Origin of the sequence: Solidesulfovibrio carbinoliphilus subsp. oakridgensis (assembly GCF_000177215.2) — a bacterium.
GTDB classification, from domain to species: domain Bacteria; phylum Desulfobacterota; class Desulfovibrionia; order Desulfovibrionales; family Desulfovibrionaceae; genus Solidesulfovibrio; species Solidesulfovibrio carbinoliphilus.
Window position 1 is genome coordinate 2,430,082 of sequence record NZ_CM001368.1, and the last position, 20,401, is coordinate 2,450,482.

General features: G+C 69.9%; 15 protein-coding genes. 10 read left to right on the forward strand and 5 right to left on the reverse strand.

Going from position 1 to position 20,401, the window contains the following annotated elements:
* The first annotated feature begins 44 nt into the window (after window positions 1-44).
* The 7 genes from DFW101_RS10545 (at window position 45) to DFW101_RS10575 (ending at window position 8,972) form a co-directional block, all read left to right on the forward strand.
* Complete coding sequence (locus DFW101_RS10545; protein ID WP_009181502.1) at window positions 45-1,067, forward strand: efflux RND transporter periplasmic adaptor subunit; 1,023 nt, start codon at window positions 45-47, stop codon at window positions 1,065-1,067.
* Window positions 1,068-1,075: 8 nt separating this feature from the next.
* The gene (locus DFW101_RS10550; protein ID WP_009181503.1) at window positions 1,076-3,031 is read left to right on the forward strand and encodes a hypothetical protein; all 1,956 of its coding nucleotides are present in this window, start codon (window positions 1,076-1,078) and stop codon (window positions 3,029-3,031) included.
* Between the two features lie 49 nt (window positions 3,032-3,080).
* Window positions 3,081-4,544, forward strand: coding sequence for an oligosaccharide flippase family protein (locus tag DFW101_RS10555; protein WP_009181504.1), 1,464 nt, complete (start codon window positions 3,081-3,083; stop codon window positions 4,542-4,544).
* On the forward strand, window positions 4,541-6,184 hold the full coding sequence (locus DFW101_RS10560; RefSeq protein ID WP_009181505.1) for an alkaline phosphatase family protein: 1,644 nt from the start codon (window positions 4,541-4,543) through the stop codon (window positions 6,182-6,184). Before DFW101_RS10555 ends, DFW101_RS10560 begins: the two co-directional genes overlap by 4 nt.
* 108 nt (window positions 6,185-6,292) lie before the next feature.
* On the forward strand, window positions 6,293-7,990 hold the full coding sequence (locus DFW101_RS10565) for a chemotaxis protein CheA (protein WP_009181506.1): 1,698 nt from the start codon (window positions 6,293-6,295) through the stop codon (window positions 7,988-7,990).
* A gap of 2 nt (window positions 7,991-7,992) precedes the next feature.
* Window positions 7,993-8,439, forward strand: coding sequence for a response regulator (locus DFW101_RS10570; protein WP_009181507.1), 447 nt, complete (start codon window positions 7,993-7,995; stop codon window positions 8,437-8,439).
* A complete protein-coding gene (locus DFW101_RS10575; protein ID WP_009181508.1) occupies window positions 8,433-8,972 on the forward strand; it encodes a chemotaxis protein CheD in 540 nt (179 codons plus the stop codon). Before DFW101_RS10570 ends, DFW101_RS10575 begins: the two co-directional genes overlap by 7 nt.
* A gap of 44 nt (window positions 8,973-9,016) precedes the next feature.
* Here the strand turns inward: DFW101_RS10575 and DFW101_RS10580 are convergent, their stop codons facing one another.
* Window positions 9,017-10,831 carry a HAMP domain-containing methyl-accepting chemotaxis protein gene (locus tag DFW101_RS10580; RefSeq protein ID WP_009181509.1) on the reverse strand — a complete coding sequence of 605 codons (1,815 nt, stop codon included), beginning with the start codon at window positions 10,829-10,831 and terminating at the stop codon, window positions 9,017-9,019.
* A 476-nt stretch (window positions 10,832-11,307) separates the two neighbouring features.
* Between DFW101_RS10580 and DFW101_RS10585 the strand changes: the two genes are divergently transcribed.
* Window positions 11,308-12,123, forward strand: coding sequence for a glycosyltransferase family 2 protein (locus DFW101_RS10585; protein WP_009181510.1), 816 nt, complete (start codon window positions 11,308-11,310; stop codon window positions 12,121-12,123).
* Here DFW101_RS10585 and DFW101_RS10590 read toward each other — a convergent pair.
* Entirely contained in the window at window positions 12,062-13,072 is a 1,011-nt protein-coding gene (locus DFW101_RS10590; RefSeq protein WP_009181511.1) for a polysaccharide deacetylase family protein, read from the reverse strand. The two genes, DFW101_RS10585 and DFW101_RS10590, sit on opposite strands and share 62 nt — an antisense overlap.
* A 226-nt stretch (window positions 13,073-13,298) precedes the next feature.
* On the opposite strand from DFW101_RS10590, the gene DFW101_RS10595 reads away from it, so the two are divergent.
* Window positions 13,299-14,600, forward strand: a complete 1,302-nt coding sequence (locus DFW101_RS10595) for an HDOD domain-containing protein (RefSeq protein WP_009181512.1) — start codon at window positions 13,299-13,301, stop codon at window positions 14,598-14,600.
* Between the two features lie 75 nt (window positions 14,601-14,675).
* On the opposite strand, the gene DFW101_RS10600 is transcribed toward DFW101_RS10595, so the two are convergent.
* A complete protein-coding gene (locus DFW101_RS10600; protein WP_009181513.1) occupies window positions 14,676-15,173 on the reverse strand; it encodes a methyltransferase family protein in 498 nt (165 codons plus the stop codon).
* 271 nt (window positions 15,174-15,444) lie between these two features.
* Between DFW101_RS10600 and DFW101_RS10605 the strand changes: the two genes are divergently transcribed.
* The gene (locus tag DFW101_RS10605) at window positions 15,445-16,323 is read left to right on the forward strand and encodes a proline iminopeptidase-family hydrolase (RefSeq protein ID WP_232285979.1); all 879 of its coding nucleotides are present in this window, start codon (window positions 15,445-15,447) and stop codon (window positions 16,321-16,323) included.
* 18 nt (window positions 16,324-16,341) lie between these two features.
* Here DFW101_RS10605 and DFW101_RS10610 read toward each other — a convergent pair whose 3' ends face one another.
* Window positions 16,342-18,378, reverse strand: coding sequence for an amylo-alpha-1,6-glucosidase (locus DFW101_RS10610; protein WP_009181515.1), 2,037 nt, complete (start codon window positions 18,376-18,378; stop codon window positions 16,342-16,344).
* Window positions 18,371-20,260 (reverse strand): malto-oligosyltrehalose trehalohydrolase, encoded by a 1,890-nt coding sequence (treZ, locus tag DFW101_RS10615; RefSeq protein ID WP_232285981.1) that lies wholly within the window; start codon window positions 20,258-20,260, stop codon window positions 18,371-18,373. The genes DFW101_RS10610 and treZ overlap by 8 nt, the downstream gene beginning before the upstream one ends.
* Between the last annotated feature and the right edge of the window lie 141 nt (window positions 20,261-20,401).

The following is a 20,401-nucleotide window of genomic DNA, read 5'->3' on the forward strand; positions in this document are numbered from 1 at the left end:
CTCCGGCGTCCACGCCGTCAACCCTCTGCGATTTTAGGTTTGCCATGAAACCCATGCGATGCATCCCCGGCCTTCTGGCCGCCATGGTCCTGTGCCTGGCCGGCCGGGCTTCGGCCGAACCCCTGACCTTTCTGGGCAAGAGCTTTTGCCCCATCAAGTACGAGATCACCTGGCCGTTTCTGACCAAGGCCGACCCGTCCAAAAGCCAGGGCAGCGGCATCGCGCCCAACGTCTACGAGTTGCCCAAGGAAAAAGGGGTCGAGGAAAAATCCGCCGCGGCCCTCGGTTCCGACATGCGCCGGCTGCGCATCCTGTCGGCGCCGCTCAAGGTCGGGGACAAGGTCTCCGAGGAGCAGGTCCTCATCACCTACGAGTTGCCCCTCGAAAGCCTGATGGCCGAAAAGGAAGCCCTGTCCCGGGCCAAGCTCAACGGGCTGGAGCAGGCCCTGGCCGTGGTCGACAGCAAGCTGACCAAGGTTCGCCAACACCAGGCGGACCTGGAAAACATGCGGGCCGACCAATCGGTGGCCCCCATCGACGTCCGGCTCAATGCCAAGGAAATCGACGGCCTGCTCCTGCAGCGCGACTATCTGGCCGAGGAGCGCGACCTGGCCCAGCAGCGCTACGACAACGCGATCCTCATCGCCCGGTCCAAGTACGGCAAGGACATCGACGTGCACAAGCTGCCGCGCATCGGCTACATCCGCTCCCCCGTGGACGGCTATGTCCTGTGGACCAATTCGAGCCTCGTGCCGGGCATGGCCTTCACCAAGCAGGCCTCCCTCATCACCGTCGGCCGCCTGGACCCCATGCTCATCCGGGCCTCGGTCCACGAGATCGCCGCCCAGAAGCTCAAGGTCGGCGACCCGGCCACCCTGGTCTTCCATGCCCTGCCCGGACAGACCTTCCAGACCACCATCACCAAGGTGGACTTCGTGGCCCAGCCGGCCATGCTCCAACAGCCGTCGTTTTACGAGGTGGAACTCACCCTGCCGAACCCCGGCCTGCGCATCCACGAAGGCATGCGTTGCGACGTCACCGTCAACCTGCCGGACGCCGCCCAATAAGCCCCGCCATGTTCCAAGCCGCAGCCGCCATCCTTCTCAACTGCGCCGTGTTCGCCGGCGTGGGGCTTGGCCCCCTGGCCGTCCTCGTCCCGGGCGCGGGCCTGTCGACCCTCCTGGCCCTGGCCCCGGCCGCGGGCTATGCCCTGGCCAGCGTCACTCTGACCTGCTGGCTGTTGCGGGAGGGCACGGTCGCCTCGGCCATGTTCCCCCTGACCGCCGGCCTGCTCGCCCTTTCCCTGGCCTGTCTCGTGGCCGTGCGCCGCAGGCTTGCCGCCCGGCTGGCCACGGCCAACCGCCGCCGGCTCCTGCCCGGGCTGGCCGGGCTGGCCCTTTGCCTCGGGCTCCTGACCGCGCCCCTGGCCGCCGGCAACGGCGGCTGGGCCGTTTTTCGCGGCAACGCCAGCGATTCGCTCATCTACACGTTTCTGGCCAAATACTTCGACGAGCACCCCCGGGCCTGGGCCTTCGCCCACACGGCCGCGGAAGTGGAGGCCGCCGACCCCATGCTCGGGCCGCCGCGCTCCATGCTGAGCATCCGCTGGACCTCCGGGGCCATGCTGGCCTATTGCGCCCGGCTGGCCGGCCAGGGGCCGCTTGAGTTCCAGTACACCTTCACCCTGACGAGCTTTGTCCTCCTGTATGCCGCCTTGCTGCCGTTTTTGGCGGCCATGGGCCTTGGCCCCCTGTTCGCGGCCCTGTCCGCCCTGGCCCTGGCCACCGGCTTCTACGGCCAGTTCGTGCTCGACATCCGGGCCTTTTCCCAGATCAACGTCCTGCCCCTGACCGTCCTTTTGGCCTATGCCGTGTCCCTGCCGGCGCCACGGGGCCCGGGCCCGACCGCCAGCCGGCTCGGGCTTCTGGGGCTGTCGTTTCTGGCCTGCTTCGTCAACTACACCGAGATCTTCCCCATGATCGCCGGCGCGGTGGCCGCCTTTGTCCTGGCCAAGGCCATGACCGGCCGGCTCACCCGGCGCGAGGTCCTGGTCCAGGCCGGGGGATTCGCCTGCGGCATGGCCGCCACCTGGCCGGTGCGGTTTCTCTTCGAACACATGCTGGCCCAGATCCACTTTACCGAGACCGCGCCGGAACTGTGGGCCGAAGCCTACTTCCAGTGGCTTTTCCATAACGTGCCGGCCGGGATCTTCGGCCTGCCCCTGGCCGAAAACGGCTTTTCAGGCCTGCCCGGCCTGTCGTTCCTGAACCTGCCCCCGGTCCTGGTCACTGTTTTCGCCCTGTCGATGGCCGTCCTGTTCGTCCTTGGCGCCCTGCGGGCGGCCACCGACCGCGACCACGACGCGCCCCTGGCCGCCCTGGCCTTTGCCGCCGCCTCCCTGGCCGCCTTCGCCCTTTTCACCTTCAAAAACGCCCCCTGGGTGGCGGGCAAGGGCCTGTCCTACTTCTATCCGTTCCTCCTGGCCCTGCCGCTCTACGCCGCCCTGGCCCGCCAGCCCTTGGGGGCCAGGGCCGGCCGGGTCCGCCTGCCCGCCCGGTGGGCGGACCGGCTGGCCCAGGCCGGCACGGTCGTGGCCGTGGCCTTTCTAGGCTGGCAGCTGGCCTTTGCCGGGTTGCGGCCGGCCTATGCGGCCCGTGACCGGGACTATCCCCGCTACGTGCGCAACCACGGCCGCTACCGGGTCATCGACTGCGACACCACGGCCCTCCGGGCCGCCCTGGCCGGGGCCCCGGCCGCGCCCGTGGCCGTGTGCTCGGCCGACCCGTGGAAATGGGCCTTTCTCGGCCTGACGCTCGACGCCGAGCGGCCGGTGCGCCTGCCGTCCCAGATGCTGGACGGCCCGGCCGACGACCGCGTCTTCCTGGCCCTGGACCGGCCGGCCGGCGGGGTGCCCCCGGAACTGGCCCCCTACGTCGCCGCCGGCAACGCCACTTTCGTTCTTTACCATCTGCCGCGCGGCCTGCTCGCCTCCCTGGCCGGGACCCTGGCGTGCGCGACCAATCCCTACTGAGCCGCGTCCCGCCCTCCCCGGCCCAAAGGCGGCCGGCCGGGGGCGGTCCGTGGTGACGCCGCCGCCCGGGTCCCTGGCCCGCAATTTCCTGTCCCTGGCCGCCTCCCGGGCCGTCCAGGCCGCCGCCGGCTTCGGCGTGCTCCTGGCCGTGGCCCGGAGCCTGCCCCTTGACGCCTACGGCCGCTACGCCACGGCAACGGCCCTGGCCGCGGCCGTGGTCGCGATCACCTACGGCGGCATCCAGCAGGTCATGATCCGCGACCTGGCGGCGAGCCGGGCGGACGGGCCCGTGATCGTCGGCCGGGCCCTCGTGCTGCGCCTTTTGCTGACCGCGGCCGCCGGACTCGTCCTTGGCGCCATCGGCCTTTTCCCGGGCGGGCCGGCCGCCCTCGGCCCGGCCCTGGTCCTGGCCTTCGGCATCGAGGCCTGCCGGGCCATGGGCCTGCTCGGCTGCGCCGTGTTCCAGGCCTACGAGCGCATGGCCTACGAGCCGCCGCTTTCGATCCTGACCGGGGCCGCCTCCCTGGCCCTGGTGGGCCTGGCCCTTTTTTCCGGCCAGGGGCTGCCCGGGGTCCTCGCGGCCCTGCTCCTCGCCGCCGGCCTGCACGCGGCCCTGGTCTGGCGGGTGGTGGTCCGGTCCCTGGTCCGGCCGGCCTTCGACCGGGACCGGGCGGCCTTGCTCCGGATGCTGGCCGCCACCTCGGTGGTCGGGCTCGGGGTCTTTTTCCAGCAAAACCTCTTTCGGGCCAACACCCTGGCCCTGGCCTGGCTCTCGAATCTCGCGGCCGTGGCCGATTTCCAGGCCCCCCACGAGTTCGTCCTCAAGCTCGAAATCCTGCCCCAGGCCCTGATGCTGGCCGTCTATCCGGTCCTGGCCCGCCTGGCCCCGGCGGACCGGCCGGCCGCCCGCCGCCTCTACCGGCTCGTCTTTGCCCAGACCCTCTACGCCATGGCCCTGCCCGCGATCCTGCTGGCCGTTTACGCCGAGCCGGCCTGCCTGCTCCTTTTCGGGGAGAAATTCGCCGGGGCCGCCCCGGTCCTGCGCCTGCTGGCCCTGGCCGTGGTCCCGCTGGCCCTCGACATGCTGGTCAACAACCTCCTGGTCGCCATCGGCCGCCAGCGTTACGCCCTCTTTTACGCGGCCGCCGCCCTGGCCCTCAACATCCTCGGCAACCTCTACGCCGTGCCGCGCCACGGGGCGGCCGGCGCGGCCGTGGTGGCCGTGGCCTCCTACCTGTGGCTGCTGGCCTTCTCCAGCCGCTTCGCCGCCCGCCACGGCTTCCGGCCCCGGGCGGCCGGGCCCTTGGCCCGGGTCTGCTGCGCCGGCGGCGCCTGCCTCGGGGCCTGCCTGCTCCTGGGCCACGCGCCGCTTCTCGGCGCCGCGGCGGGCACGGCCGTCTATGCCGGGGTCCTGGCCGGGCTCGGCGCGTTCGGCAAAAACGACCTGCTCCTTTTGCGATCCGTCATGGGCCCCCGCCCTTCGGCCGGGGCCAAACCGGGAGGACTGGCATGAAGGCCGCGCGCGTGGTGGTCGTCGGCTGGGACGGGGCCACCTTTGACATCCTGAAACCCATGGTCGCGGCCGGCCGCCTGCCGGTCCTGGCCGGGCTCCTGGCCCGGGGCGTCCACGGGCCCTTGCGCTCCACCGTGCCGCCGGTCACGCCCGTGGCCTGGACGAGCTTCGCCACGGGGATGCATCCCGGCCGCCACGGCATCTTCGACGCCCTGACCCTGGATCCCCACACCCACGAGGTCCGGTTCGTGTCCGCGGCCAACCGGCTGGCCCCGCCCGTCTGGTCCATCCTTTCCGATCGGGGCCGGCCGGCTGGGGCGGTCAACGTGCCCGTGACCTGGCCGCCGGACGCCGTGGACGGCCTGGTCATCCCGGGCATGTTCACCCCGTCCGGGGCCCGGGTCGTCACCCACCCGCCGGAGCTCCTCGCCGCGGTCGAAGCCCGCTTCGGCCCCTACCGCGATTCCCCGCCCCGCGATCCCGACCCCGGCCGGTATCTGCGAAACCTCCTGGCCGGCATCGACGCCCGGTGCGACCTGACGCTGTGGCTCATGCGCAAGCGGCCCCTCGACTACTTCTGCTCGGTCTTCATGGAATCCGACCGGGTGCAGCACTTCTTCTGGGGCTACCGCGACCCGGCCCACCCGGACCACGCCGCGCTGGGCCAGGCCATCGAGGCCGTGTACGAGGGCCTGGACGCGGCCTTGGGGCGCATTCTCGACGCCTGCCCGCCGGACACGGCCGTAGCCCTCGTGTCCGACCACGGGGCCGGACCGCTCAAGCGCGCCGTTTTCCTCAACAGATGGCTCATGGACCAGGGCCTGCTCGTCCTTCGCGGCGACCTGGCCCAAACCCTCGCCGCCCGGCCTCCCTCGCGCCTGCGCCAGGCGGTGGCCGCCCTGGCCCGGGCCGCCCTGCCGGCGTCGGTCCTGGCCGCCCGGCGAAAGGCCGCCTCCCGGGCCCACCACCGCGTCAACAACCTCTTTGCCTCCATCGTGGACTGGGACCGAACCGCCTGCCTGTCCGAAGGCATCGCCGGGGGCGTCTTTTTCAATCCCCGGGTCGTGGCCGAGGCGGCCCGGCCGAAACTCGTCGCGCGGCTGCGGGCAGGCCTTCTCGCCCTGGCCGATCCCGAGACCCGCACCCGGCCCTTCGCGGCGGTCCACGCCCGGGAGGAGCTCTACCAGGGGCCGGCTGTGGCCCGGGCCCCGGATGTGGTGACCCTGTGCTCCCCCGGCTACCAGGTCCTCGTGCCCCACGAGATCCCGCTCTACGGCCGGGACGCGCCGGCCGGGCTCTTCACCTCCCACCCCTGGAGCGGCCGCCACGAGCAGTACGGCGTCTTCGCCCTGGCCGGCCCGGGCATTGCCGCCGGGGTGGAACTGGCGGACGCCGCCATGCCGGACGTGACCCCGACCCTCCTCCATGCGCTTGGCGAGGCCGTCCCCGACGGCATGGACGGCCGGGTCCTGGCCGAGGCCTTCCGGCCGGGCACGCCGGACGCCCGGACCGGGGCGGGCGCGGCGGCGGCGACCGGGAGCGCGACACCAGGCACGGGGGGCGCGGGGGGCACGGCGGATACGGACGACGACGCGGCGGCCAGGCTGGCGGCCGAACTGTCGGACCTCGGCTACCTGTGAGCCGGCCCCGGCCGGGCCTGGTCCCGATCCGCCGTTTTCCCGCAATGTCCCTTGCTTCCGGGGCGGCGGGACCGTAAGGTTCCCGAACGTACGGGTTACGCGTTTCCTATGGTCGAAGACGACAAAATATTCGAACTCTTCGCCGAAAGCTGCCTGGAGCAGCTGCGCGGCATCGAAGCGGCCATTCTGGACCTGGAATCGGCCGGGCCGGGCGTGCTCGGCCCCAAGGTGGCCGCCGTCTTCCGCGCCGCCCACACCATCAAGGGCGATGCCGGGGCCGTGGGCGCCCGGCCCCTGGCCGACCTGTCCCATGCCGTGGAATCGGTCCTCGACCCGGTCCGCGACGGCCGGCTGCCGGTCACCCCAAGGCTCATCGGCGAACTGCTCGCCGTCTTCGACGTGATCAAAAGCATGGCCGAGGACCCGGTCGCGGCCAGATCCCGCGACGTGGCCACGGAAATGGCCCGCCTGGCCCGCCTGCTCGACCAGCCGGACCCGGCCATGGCGCTGTCGCCAGACGCCGGGGCCGCCTCCCACCCGGCCGAGGCTCCGGCCGCCCCGGGCCCTCCGCATCCTGACGAGCGCATCCGCAAACTGGCCATTCCGGCCCGCGAACTGGACATCCTGGTCGACCGGATCGGCGAGCTCGGCATCGCCCAGGCCAGGCTCGCCTCCTTGTCCCAGCGCCGCCGGGACGGGGAGCTGCGGGACGTGGCCGAGGAGGTCGAACGTCTGGCCGCGCTGCTTCGCGACCAGGTCCTCGGCCTTCGCATGTTGCCGATCAAGGTCAGCTTTCCCAAGTACCGCCGGCTCGTGCGCGACGCCTGCGCCTCCCTCGGCAAGGACGCGGACCTGGTCATGGACGGGGAGAACACCGAGCTCGACAAGGCCATCATCGAACAGCTCAACACCCCCTGCATCCACCTCCTGCGAAACGCCGTGGACCACGGCATCGAGGCTCCCCACGTCCGCCAGGGCCTCGGCAAGCCCCGCCGGGGCACCATCAGCCTGTCCGTGCGCCAGGACGGCAACGACGTGGTCATCGCGCTTGGCGACGACGGGGCCGGCATCGACGGGAAAAAACTGTGGCAAAAGGCCGTGGCCGCCGGCCGCCTCGATCCGGCCCGGGCCTACGACCGGCAGGCCGCCCTGGACCTCATCTTCCTGCCCGGGCTGTCCACGGCCGAGACCGTGGGCGCGGTTTCCGGCCGGGGAGTCGGCATGGACGCCGTGCGCGAGGGCATCGCCGCCCTACGCGGCCGCATCGACGTGGCCTCGACCCCGGGCCAGGGCGCGACCTTCACCATGCGCCTGCCGGTCTCGCTGGCCATCATCGACTGCCTGGAAGTGCGGGTGGCCGGGGAGACCTATTACCTGCACCTGGACTATGTGGAGGAATGCCTGGAACTGCCGCCGGCGACGGCCCTGCACCAGGGCCGGGGCATCATGGAGCTTAGGGGATCGGCCATGCCGCTCGTGTGCCTGCGCCACTTCTTCGACCTCGGCCGGGAGGCGCCGTCCGGCTCCCACGTGGTCACGGTCCGCCGGGACGAGGGCCGGGCCGGCATCGTGGTGGACGCGGTTGTCGGCCGCAAGCAGGCCGTGCTCAAGCACCTGGGCCGGGCCCTCGGCAAGGTGCCGGGCGTCCTGGGTGGCACGGTGACCGAGGCCGGCGACATGGCCCTCGTGGTGGACGTTCCGGGACTGTTGCGCGCCGCCCTGGCCGAATCCGGGCGCGCTTTCGACAACACCGCCGCGCCGTCGGGAACCGGGCACGGCCAAGCCGCACCGGAAAGGGAGAGCTGATCATGCCGCGCGCCCTGATCGTCGACGACAGCCGTTACCAGCGCTATCTCATCATCCAGGCCCTGGCCGATCTTTTTACGACCGAGGAGGCCGCCGACGGCCGGCAGGCCCTGGACCTTTTCCAGGCCGCCCTGGAGGCGGGACGGCCCTTCGATCTGGTCGTCATGGACATCCTCATGCCCGAACTCTCCGGCCACGACGCCCTGGCCGGCATCCGCCGCCAGGAAGAAGCGGCCGGGGTTCCCGAGGAGCGGCGCACCCCGGCCGTTATGCTCTCGAGCCTCGACGACCCGGCCAACATGCTGCGCGCCCAGTTCGAATCCGGGGCCCAGGCCTACGTCACCAAGCCCTTCACCCCCAAAACCCTGCTCGAAGCCCTGGCCAGCCTTTCCCTGGCCGACAACCCCCTCGACAGGGAAGACTTCGATGCCGCAGAGGGTCCATGCTAGGCCTCATCGACCGCTTTCCCGACCACACCCTGGCCTTCCTGAACGTGGCCCAGGGCGGACTGTACGACCGGCCGACCATGGCCCACACCGTGCTCGGCTCCTGCGTGTCCGTCACCTTTTTCGCCCCGCGCCACGGCCTGGCCGCCATCTTCCACGCGCTCCTTCCCCGGTCCACCGAATACCGGCTCCACGCTCCGGAAGCCACGCCCTACAAGTTCGTGGACACGGCCATCACCACCCTGGTCCACCGCCTCGTCCACCGGGGGGTGCGGCCGGGCGACATCGAATGCAAGGTCTTTGGCGGCGCAAGCGCGCTTTTCGCCGAGGAGATGTCCGTCGGCCGGCGCAACGTGGAAACGGCCTTCGCCACCCTGGCCGACCTGGGGCTGCGGGTCGCCGCCTCCAACGTCGGCGGCGAGCGGGGCCGCAAGATCGTGTTCGCCTCGTCCACGGGCGAGATCTTCGTGCGGCTCCTCAACAACAACTGCGTCGGCAACGCGAACGGCAAGGCGGCCGGCCGCAGCTCGCGCTGATCCCGGACTTCCGGCTTCAGCCCCCGCGACCGTGCGCCGCCGGCTTAGCGCAGGGCCGCCATCCGGGCGCGGCTGGGCAGGGAGGCGGACTTGCCGGCGCCGGTCTCGCCGCCCTCGGCCTTCATTTCCTCGATCAGGCTCGAAAGCTCCCTGGCCTGGCCGGCCAGTTCGTCCACGGCCATGGCCGAGTGGCGCATGGCCTCGGCCGTCTCGGTCGAGATCCGGTTGACGTCCTCCACGCTGCGGTTGATCTCCTCGCTGGTGGCCGACTGCTGTTCGGCCGCGGTGGCGATGGAGCGGACCTGGTCGGCGGCCGTATCCACCAGGGTCACGATCTCGGCCAGGATCTGGCCGGACTGGCCGACCAGGGTGGTGGCTTCCTCCGCGACGGCCACCGCCTGGGAGACGTTGTCGAAATTCTTGCGCGTCCCGGCCTGGATGTCGCGGATGGCGTCCCCCACTTCCTTGGTGGCGGTCATGGTCTTTTCCGCGAGCTTTCTGACCTCGTCGGCAACCACGGCGAAGCCGCGCCCGGCCTCGCCGGCCCGGGCCGCCTCGATGGCGGCATTCAAGGCCAGCAGGTTGGTCTGGTCCGCGATGTCGGAGATGACGCCGAGAATCTGGCCGATGCCCTCGGCCTGCTTGCCGAGCGCGCCCATGTCCTCCCGGGACTGGTGGGCGTTGTCCTTGACCTGGCCCATGAAGGTGACCACCTTGCCCACGGCCGTCTCGCCCTCCTCGGCCTTGGCCCGGGCCTTGCCCGAGGTTTCGGCCGCCTCGCCCGCGTTTTTGGCCACTTCGAGCACGGTGGCGTTCATCTCCTCCATGGCCGTGGCCGTCTCGCCCACCCGCTGGGCCTGGGCCTCGCTGCCCCGGCTCGCCTGTTCGACCTGGGCGGCCAGTTCGTCCGAGGCCGAGGTGACGACCGCCACCACGCCTTCCAGCCGCCGGGCCGCCTGGAGCATGCCTTCGGCCTTGGCCCGGGCCGCCTCCCGGGTCGCCTCCTCGGCCTTGGCCGTGGCCTGCCGGGCCAGTTCGGCCTCTTCGGCCGCCTCCCGGCTTTTCTGGTCCGATTCGGCGATCTTGGCCTTGAGGTTCGCGACCATGGTCACAAAGACGCCGTAGACCCCGCCCTGGCCGGCCACCGGCCGGAAGGCCACGTCCAGATCGCCGCCGGCCACGGCCTTGGACACCGTAAGCAGGTAGCCCGGGTCCTCGCCGAGCTGGGCCAGCACGTTTTTGATCAGCCAGGCGGCGAGCAGGCCGCCGACGGCCAGGGAAACCAGCACGGCCACGAGGATGGTCGTCTTGCCCGTGCCGTAGGCGGCCATGGCCGTGGCCGCCGACCGGGCCCCGCCCCGGTCGTTCACATCGATGAGGATGTCGAGGTATTTCTGGGCTTCCTGAATATCCTTGGCTCCCTCGCCGGCGGCGATTTTGGCGGCTGCCTCGTTCTCGCCTTGGCGCGACAGGACGATGGCCTCGTCGTGGCTCTTCAGATACCGTTTCCAGTGGTCGAGAAACTTCGGGAAATTCGCGCGTTCTTCCGGTTCGCTCATGAGCGGCTCGTAGGCAACGAGGGCCTTGTCGATCTCTATTTTGAGGCCCTCCATCTGCTGTTCGTAACTCCGCATCTCGTCCTTGGACTCGGTCATCAGATGCACCAGTTCCAGGCGCCGAAACCGCGAGGTCAGGTTGCTGACCCTGCCCACGGCCTTGATGGTCGGCAGCCAGTTGGCGCCCAGTTCGTTGGTCGAGGCATTGATTTTCCCCATTTCGAAGACAGAGAAAAACCCAAGTCCGCAGATGATGCAGAGAAGGACGGCGAAGGAACCGATCAGTTTGCTTGAAAGCCTCATGTGCCCTCCGTTGATTGTTGCTTTTGTGCAAGAAACAGAACAGGTATCGCCACCTGGCGGCACGACGACGCATGCATCGGCCCTGCGGCATGCGGCCGTTGCAGTCGTCACGAACCAGACCGCCACGCTGCACCACGAAGACTGTCTTCAAAAAACGCTTGTGCTGCCCTTATGCCCCATCGGCGGGAACTTGGCAATTCTGTCCGGCAAGAGAGGAAACCCCCTGATATTGCCCCAAAAAGCCCGGGCCGACGGCTCGAATCCGGCGCCACGGCAGCCCGCCCCTCCTTCAGGCCGGGCGGACGCGGCCCGCAAGCACCCCCCTCCGCCGCCAGGATCCCGACCGGACCCGGATTCCTGGTGGTTGACAGACCCCCCTGTTTCGGGATTACTGCCCCTTTGGCCGCTGTCTTCCAAGACGCGGCGCATTCCGCCGCTTCGCTTCCGATCCGGCGACCCCCCTGGAGCAACAACCCATGATGCACGGAAAAAAAGTGGTGGTGGTCATGCCCGCCTACAACGCGGCCTCCACCCTGGAACGCACCTATGCCGACGTCCCGAAGGACATCGTGGACGAGGTGATCCTGGTCGACGACTGCAGCCGGGACAACACCATCGAGCAGGCCCGCCGGCTCGGCCTGCGCTGCTTCCGCCACGAGCAGAACTGGGGATACGGCCGCAACCAGAAGACCTGCTACGCCGAGGCCCTCAAAACCGGCGCGGACGTGGTCATCATGGTCCACCCCGACTACCAGTACACGCCGAAAATCATCCCGGCCATCGCCAACCTCGTGACCAGCGGCGAGTACGACGCGGTGATCGCGTCGCGCATCCTCGGCGGCACGGCCCTTGGCGGCGGCATGCCCCTTTACAAGTACATCTCCAACCGCTTCCTGACCCTGACCCAGAACCTGTTTCTGAACGCCAAGCTGTCGGAATACCACACCGGCTACCGGGCCTTCTCCCGCGAAGTCCTGGAAACCCTGCCGCTGTGGGAAAATTCCGACGACTTCGTCTTCGACAACCAGATGCTGGCCCAGACCATCTACTTCGGCTACCGCATCGGCGAAGTCTCCTGCCCGACCAAGTATTTCGAGGAGGCCTCGTCCATCAACTTCCGCCGCAGCTGCACCTATGGCCTCGGCGTGCTCCAGACCTCCCTGCAGTTTCGCCTGCAAAAATGGGGCAAAAAGCAGTATCCCATCTTCGACAAGAACGGCCGGGGCCTGTCTAGCCCCAATCCCCCCTACTACAAGGACGAGACGCCGAGCTGCTGCGATCCGGCCAGCTGAACTCCGGCCCGGCCAGTTCCCCGAGCGTTGTCCCGCGCACGGCAAAGGTCCGCCGCAGCCACCCGGCGAAGCGGCGGACCTTGGCCAGAAAGGCGTCCACCGACGCCTTGTCCGGAAAGTGCGGGCTGGCTCCCGGCAAAAGTTCCGAGGAATGCCAAAACAGCGTCACCACCCGGCCGCCCCGCCGGACATGGGTCCAGGCGGCGAGCTTCATGGTGGCCTCGGGCATCCAGACCGGATTGACGCCAAGGGTCAGCGTCTTCATGAATCCCCCGAGCAGGGCGTCCCGGGCCCGGCCGGGCAGGCGCGCGGCCAGGGCGTGGGCCGCCTGGGCGCTGCCGGGCAGCAAGGCCACCTGGGTGGTCGGGGCTTCGAGCAGGCGCGGCCCGGAGGTCCCGGACGGACGCAGCCAGTAGGGATCGGCCGGAGCCAGGAAATGGTCCGGCCCGCCCGGCACGTGGCGCAGCGGGGCCACGCTCGAATCCACGGCAAAGCCCGCCCCCGGCAGTGCGGCCATGGCCCGGCGAAAGAGGTTCCACCGGCCCATGCGAAAGGCTGCCGCCGGTTTGCCGGCAAAGGCCCGGACCGCCTGCTGGAGGGTGTCGAGCTTGGCCCGGAAGACGCCCGTCGGCATGACGGCCGTGGACACGGGCTCGGGCCAGGGCAGGTCCGGAAAGGGCGGCGTGTTCCAGGGATGCAGATGGGCGCCGAGTTCGCCGCCGACCCGGCCGAGGAGGCCGGAAAGGACGTCCAGGCTCGGACCGTGGGTCAGGACCGGGTAGTCGCAAAGATAGGTGAGCGGCAGGCCGAACTCGCGGGGCAGAAATTCCAGCCGGCGAAGTTCGGGGATGTTGGCGAGCCCTCCCCCGTCCCGGGGATAGGAACCGGAAAAAAGGCCCTCCTCCTCCACATCGAGGCTGACGACCACGGCGAGCGGTTTTTTGGGCATGCGTCGTTCTCCCGGCCGGCATCCTGCGTGGCCCGGCCGGAAAAGTACAGCCCGTTTCCGGCCTGCCTGCCCCCAAGCATGGATCTTGCATTGCCGTCTGGCCGGCCGGGGCCGGCCGGAGCCCCCCTGGGCCGGCATGGGATTTCCTGTCGATTTTTTCGGCGGTTCCGGCTACCGTCCGGCCGTAAGAACTGAGGACCGTACCGGGCGGTCCCGGAATCCGAGCATGAAGAAACGACTCCCGCTTGCCGCCCTCTCCGCCGGCCTCACCCTGGCCGAACCCCTGCGCCGCGCCGACGGCGTGCTGCTGTTGCCCCGGGGGGCGCTCCTCACCGAGCGCCATCTGGCCCTGTTCCCGGTCTGGGGAATCGAGGCGGTGGCGATCGTCCGCGGCGACGACTCGGCCACAGCGGCCGGGGCAGGGCCGGACGGTTGCGACGCCCCGGACGAGGCGCAGGCTCTGGAAGACTTCCAGGCCGATCCCGAGACGCTGGCGGCGGTGGACGCGCTCCTGCGGCCCCGGTTCGTCCATGCCGCCCTGTCCGAAGCCGTCATGTCCCGGCTCTACGCCCTGCGCCTGCCCCGGGCCGCCCGCCTGCTCGCCCGGCGGGGGCCGGCCGCCCTGGCCCCGCTCGGGCCGGTGCCGCCGGAAAGCCTGCCTCCCCTGCCGGACGGGCCGGCCCCCGGCCCCATGGCCCTCATCGAATCCGACCCCAAGCTCACGTCCCTGCCGGACGTGTTCGTGCGCATAAACGAAGTCTTAAACGACGCCCACAGCACGGCCAAGGAGGCGGCCGAGGTCATCGGCAAGGACACGAGCCTCTCGGCCAAGCTCCTCACCGTGGTCAACAGCGCCTTTTACGGATTTCCGGTCAAGGTCGACACCCTGTCCCGGGCCGTGACCATCGTCGGCAGCCGCCAGCTCACCACGCTGGCCCTCGGCATCTCGGTCATCTCCATCTTCAAGGACCTGCCCGGCTGCCTGGTGGACATGCGCTCGTTCTGGAAGCACAGCATCAGTTGCGGCGTCGTGGCCTCGGCCCTGGCCGGCCCGGACACCGAGATGGACGTGGAACGGCTCTTCGTGGCCGGGCTGCTGCACGACGTGGGCCGGCTGGTGCTCTACCGCAGCCTGCCGCGACATGCCGCCCACACCCTGGCCCTGGCCCGGGCCGAAGGCATCCTGTTGCGCGACGCCGAACGCCGGACCCTGGGTTTCGACCACGCGACCCTGGCCGGCATGCTCCTTCGCAAATGGCGCTTTCCCGAGAGCCTGGAAAAGGCCGTGCGCCACCACCACGGCGGCCCCACCCACATGGGCATGGCCCTGCCGGCCATCGTGCACACGGCCGACGTGGTCACGGCCGCCCTTGGCCTCGGTTCGAGCGGCGAGGCCTACGTGCCGCCCCTGTCCCCGGTGGCCTGGAACACCGTCGGCCTGGCCCCGGACCGCATCACCGATGTGGTGGCCGCGGCCGACGTCCAGATCGAGGACATCATCAAGGCCTTCCTGCCGGGCGACGTCTAGGCCGATCGGGACGGCCGGCCCCGATTCCATGACGGCTGGAACCGGCCCCTTCCTTTTCCACGATTCCGGGACGGTTCAGGAACCCCCGGCCTTGGCCGGGCCCGGCCCAGCCGCGCGGCCAAGGCGGGGCACAATGCCGCCGACCCGGCGGCGGTAGGCTTCGTAGGCCTCGCCGTGGGCTGCGCTGAGGACCGCCTCCTCGTGGGGAATGCACAGGCGGTAAAAGACCGCCGCCACCACCGGCGCGGCCAGGGTGAGCGGCGTGCCCTGCAAGAGGGCCAGGCCCGGCACGATCAGCCAGACCCAGGCGGCGTACAGGGGATGGCGCACCACGGCATAGATGCCGCGCGTGGCGAGCTGGCCCGCGTCCACGGCCTTGTACACGGAAAACGTGCCGAGCGCGTAGACGACCAGCCCCAGGAAAAGAAGGGTGCCGCCGCCGGCCAGGGCCAGCCGCCACGGCACCAGCCGGTCGCACCAGGCTGCCAGCAGGACGGTGTCGTAGAGCACCGCCAACAATCCATAGAGAATGGTCGCGCGATAAAGCGTCGTCCCCATGCCCCACCGGTTCATGGCCCAACCTCCGCCGGTCTTTCCTCGCATCCACCCAAAAATCCGTCCCCTGTCAAGAGGCCGCCCCCGCCCCGCCCTCACGGCAAAGAGCGCCGCCTCCGGTCCTGGCCCGGCCGGCCGCAAGGCCGTCGCAACCGGGGCGCTCCGGCCGGGGCTTGCCCGAAAGGCCCTTTCGTGGTCCCTTGAGCGAAAGCCGGACGGCCCGGCGGCCGGGACCAGGCCACGGAGGTGACGCATGTCCGCAATGTTTCCGTCGCAGGGGGAGGGGGCGATGTTTGTCGACGTCCCGGGCGGCCGGGTCTATTGCCGCACCGTGGGCCACGGCGCGCCGGGCCTGCCGCTCCTGGTCCTCCACGGCGGCCCGGGCGTGCCCCACGACTACCTCGAACCCTTGGAGGCCCTGGCCGACGAGCGGCCGGTGGTCTTCTACGACCAGCTCGGCTGCGGCCTGTCCGACCGGCCCGACGACCCGGCCCTTTTCACGGTGTCCCGGTTCGTGGCCGAGCTCGACGCCGTGCGCCGGGCCTTGAAGCTTTCCCGGCTCCACCTGCTCGGCCAGTCCTGGGGCACCATGCTGGCCGTGGACTACCTGCTGGAAAAAGGCCAGGCCGGCGTGGCCGGCCTGGTCCTGTCCGGGCCGTGCCTGTCGGCCCGGCAGTTCGCGGCCGACCAGCGGGAGCACCTCGCCCAGATGCCCGAGGACGTGCGGCTGGCCATCGCCGCGGCCGAGGCCACGGCCGATTTCGCCTCCCCGGCCTACGAGGCGGCCGTCACCGCCTTTTACGCCCGGCACGTCTGCCGGCTCGACCCGTGGCCCGAGTGCCTCACCCGGGCCATCGAAAAGATGGGACATCCCGTCTATGCCCGCATGTGGGGCCCAAGCGAGTTCACCGTGACCGGCTGCCTGGCCGGATACGACCGGACCGGCGACCTCGGCGGCCTGCGCCTGCCCGCCCTTTTCACCTGCGGCCGCTTTGACGAGGCCACGCCCGCGACCACGGCCTTGTACCGGTCGCTTCTCCCGGGCGCGCGGCTGCGTGTCTTCGAGGACGCCTCCCACGAGCACCACCTGGAACGGCCCGGCGACTATCTCGAAACCGTGGCCGCCTTCCTGCGCCAGGCCGAGGCCGGGCCGCCGGGGCGGCCGTGAGGACGCCGGGCCGGCCGGTCACTCGGCCGTCTTCACCCAGCAGCGCAGGACCTCGGCCACGCTCCAGGCCTGGGCGATGCAGCCGCGCGGCAGGAAGGGCGCGTCCGCGTCAAAGACCTCGCTGATGGAGCCGATGCAGGCGTCGTCCATGTGGGCCAGCAGGCCAGCCAGAAATCCCCGGGCTTCGTAGTTCCTGCCGGGATGGAGCCGGATCCAGGCGTCCACATAGGGGCCGATCAGCCAGGCCCAGACCGTGCCCTGGTGGTAGGCGGCGTCCCTGGAACGCAAGTCACCGTAATACTTTGCCTTGTAGTCAGGATGGTCCGGCGCCAGGGACCGGAGCCCCAGGGGAGTCAGCAGCTTTCGCGTCACCACGTCCATGACCGACGGCCACCGGCTTTCGTCCAGGACCGCGTGGTCCAGGGAAATGGCCAGGACCTGGTTGGGGCGGCAGGCGTCGTCCGGTTCCCCGGCCTCCCCGTCGATCACGTCGTAGAGGTAGCCCCCGGCCTCGTACCAGAACCGTTTGTTGAACGACTCCCGGGCCTGGTCCGCCATCCGCCCGATCGGAGCCGCGCCGTCCGCGTCGCCGGCGTCCAGGAGCCACCGTTCGAGCAGGCGCAGGGCGTTGTACCACAGGGCGTTGATCTCCACGGCCTTGCCCCGGCGCGGCGTCACCACCCAGTCGTCCACCTTGGCGTCCATCCAGGTCAGCTGGTAGCCCTCGGCCCCCTGGCGCAAAAGCCCGTCCTCGGGATCCATGCGGATGCCGAAATCCGTGCCCTGGCGGTGGTGCCGGACGATGTCCGCCAGCTTGGGCAACAGCTGACGCAGGGTGACCCGGTCGCCCGTCGTCTCCACGTAGCGGTGGATGGCGTGGAAAAACCAGAGCGTGGCGTCGGCCGTGTGGTAGAGGCCGTCCTTCTGCCCTTCCGGGAACATGTTGGGAATGAGCCCGTTTCGGATGTATTCGGCAAAGGTGCGCAGGATCCAGCCGGCCTCGTTGGTGCGCCCGGTCATAAGCGTCAGGCCTTCCAGGCTGATCATGGTGTCCCGGCCCCAGTCCGTGAACCAGTGGTAGCCGGCGATGACCGTGCGGATCTCGTCGCCGGCCGCCTTGGCCCGGACCGCGTCCTGGGTGCGGCCGACCGGGGTGATGAGGAACTGGTCGGCGGCCAGGACCAGCTGGGCGGGCAGGCCGCTTTGGAGCTCGGGCGCGGCCGCGCTGACCAGAAACTCGCACCGCTCGGTCTCGGCCCGAAAGGCCGCGGCCGGGGACAGGGCGTGGATGGTCTCCCAGTTCTCGGTCGAGGCCACGAGCGTGGTCTCCTGCCCCTCCTCCAGATCGGTGCGGAAATATCCCGGGCTCCACAGCGACCCCTCGCACGGATAGCCCCGGTTGCGTTCCGTGGTGTAGGGGATGGTCGAGGTCTCCTTGCGGTCCACGGTAAAGGCCGTGGACGGGCCGTGCAACAGCAGGCGCAGGGTCGGGTAGCGGGCCTCCCCCTCGATCTCGAACTGGTCGTCGTAGACCGACAGCCGGTAGTGCATGGCCTGGAGCAGGCAGACCGAGTCGTCGTGGGGCCGAAACTGGATGGCCGGGCGCAGGTTCAGGCGCACCACGCCCGTGCCGCGCAAAAGCCGGTAGGTCACGTGGACGGTGTTTTGCCGGTAGGGCATGACCAGCCGCTTTTCGAGGATGCATTCGCCGATTTCATACCGCCAGACGGGCACGGCGTTTTCCAGGCGAAAGCTGGACAGCGGGTGGACCGCCTCCGGGGCCAGGCCCACCAGCTCCTCGGCCCCGGTGTAGACGACGCTCCTGTCCGGCAGCCGCAGCCGCTCGGACAGGCCGTTTAGCATCATCATGCGCCCGAGGGGGTTCGGCAGGGCCGCGATCAAAAGGCCATGGTAGCGCCTCGTGATCGCCCCGGCCACGGTGCCGGTGGCGTAGCCGCCAAGCCCGTTGGTGACCAGCCACTCCTTGTACCGATGGGGATCCTCGTCCGGGCTGTGGGGCGTGAGCGCCGGCGACAGGCTGATATTTTCAAGCATCCTTTTTGTCCTCCCGAGGGACCGGGGCGAGGGCCACCGCGGCATGGCCCTGCATGCGCCAGTTCTCTTGCGTGTCCGGATGCGGTGTCCCGGTGCCGCCGTATTTGGGGTCCTCGCTCGACCACACGATGCCCCAGGCCATGCCGGCCGGCGGGGCCAGGAGCGGTTCCGGGGCCGGGTCGAGGTGCACGTCGCGCCCGAAATTGACCACCAGCAGGCGGTCGTCCCCCTCCTGGCCGAAATACCGCAGCACCAGGCACTCCTCGGCCACCACCGCGCCGTCGAGGCCCCGGGGGGCCTGGGCGGAAAAGACCGGGTCCTCGCGCCGCAGACGCAGGAGGTCCTTGTGCAGGTCGTAGACGGGCCGGTGGCGCTCGCGCTCCCCGAGGTCGAGCTTGCACTGCTCGAAGACCGACGGATTGCCCGGATCCTTCACGAAGGACTGCATTTCGGGCGTGGCCAGGCTGCGGAACTGCTGGGTGAACTGGGCCCGGCCCTCGCGCACGAGCTTGGCCAGTTCCGGATCGTGGTCCGAAAAGTAGTAAAACGGCGTCGAGGCCCCGAATTCCTGGCCCTGGAACAGCATGGGCGTGCCCGGGGCCAGAAGGAGCAGGGCGGTCATGGCCCGCAGCCGGCCCGGGCTGGTCAAAAACTGCAGGCGCTCGCTGCGCCCGGAATTGGCGATCTGGTCGTGGTTCTGGATGTAAAGGACAAAGGCCTCCGGCGGCAGGTCGAGGCCGGGCGAGCCCCGGCGGCCCTTCTGCCATTTGTAGCGTTGTCCCTGGTAGAGGTAGCCGTACTTGAGCATGGACAGGAATTCCTGGGGCTTGCCCAGGTAATCGGTGTAGTAGGCCTCGTTGCGGCCGGTCAGGGCCACCATGGCGCTGTGGTGGAAGTCGTCGTTCCACAGGCTGTCGAGCCCGTTGCCGCCGGCCGTGGCCGGGCGGACCAGGTTCGAGTCCTGGGGCTCGTTTTCGGCCACCAGGATGGTCTGCCGGCCGGCCGCCGCCTTGCGGACCCGGCGGGCGATGGCGGTCACGATGTACTCGGGCGAGGCGTCGAAGATCTGCTGGGTGGCGTCCAGGCGCAGGCCGTCCAGGTGGAACTCCTCGATCCAGTAGGCGGCGTTGGCCAGGAAGAACTCGCGCACCGGCCGGGAGTTTTTCCCGTCGAAGTTGATGGCCTCGCCCCACTCGTTCTTGTAGGCGTCCGTGAAATAGTCGGTCGAATATTCCTTGAGATAGTTTCCGCTCGGGCCGAAGTGGTTGTAGACCACGTCCAGGATGACGCCGAGGCCGTTTTGGTGGGCCGTGTCCACGAAGCGGCGGAAGTCGTCCGGCTCGCCGTAGAGCCACACCGGCGCGAACTGTCCCACCCCGTCGTACCCCCAGCCGAACCGGCCCGGGAAATCGGCCACCGGCATGACCTCGACGACCGTGATGCCGCAGGCCGCCAGTTCGGCCAGCTCGTTTTGGGCCGCGGCAAAGGTCCCTTCCTTGGTGAAGGTGCCGACGTGCATCTCGTAGATGACCTGGCCCTTGACCGACACGCCCGGCCAGCCGGCGTCCTGCCAGTCGTAGGCCGTCGGGTCCACGACCTGGGAGGAGCCGTGGGGCCCGTCGGGCTGGAAGCGCGAGGCCGGGTCGGGATAATCACCCTTGCCGTCCAGGCGGAACCGGTAGCGGGTGCCGGCCGTGGCCACGGGCACCATGGCCCCGTGATAGCCGTCCGCCAGGGCCTTCATGGGAATGACCGCGGGCGCGCCCGGGCCGGACTCCAGGACGAGTTCGACTTTGCCCGGACGCGGGGCCCATACGAGAAAATGCGTCCCGCCCGCGGGCTGGACTTCCGCTCCGATCGGGTAGCGGCGTTTGGTTTTCATGACCATCGGCAGAGCAACTCCATGGTTGGGAAGGGTGGAAGGGACCGTGCCCTGGGCCTCTGGTCCCTTATAGCCATTCTTACGTGGAGCCGCTTAAATATGTCAATGCATCCCGGGCGAAAGCGTGTTTCGCGTCATCCG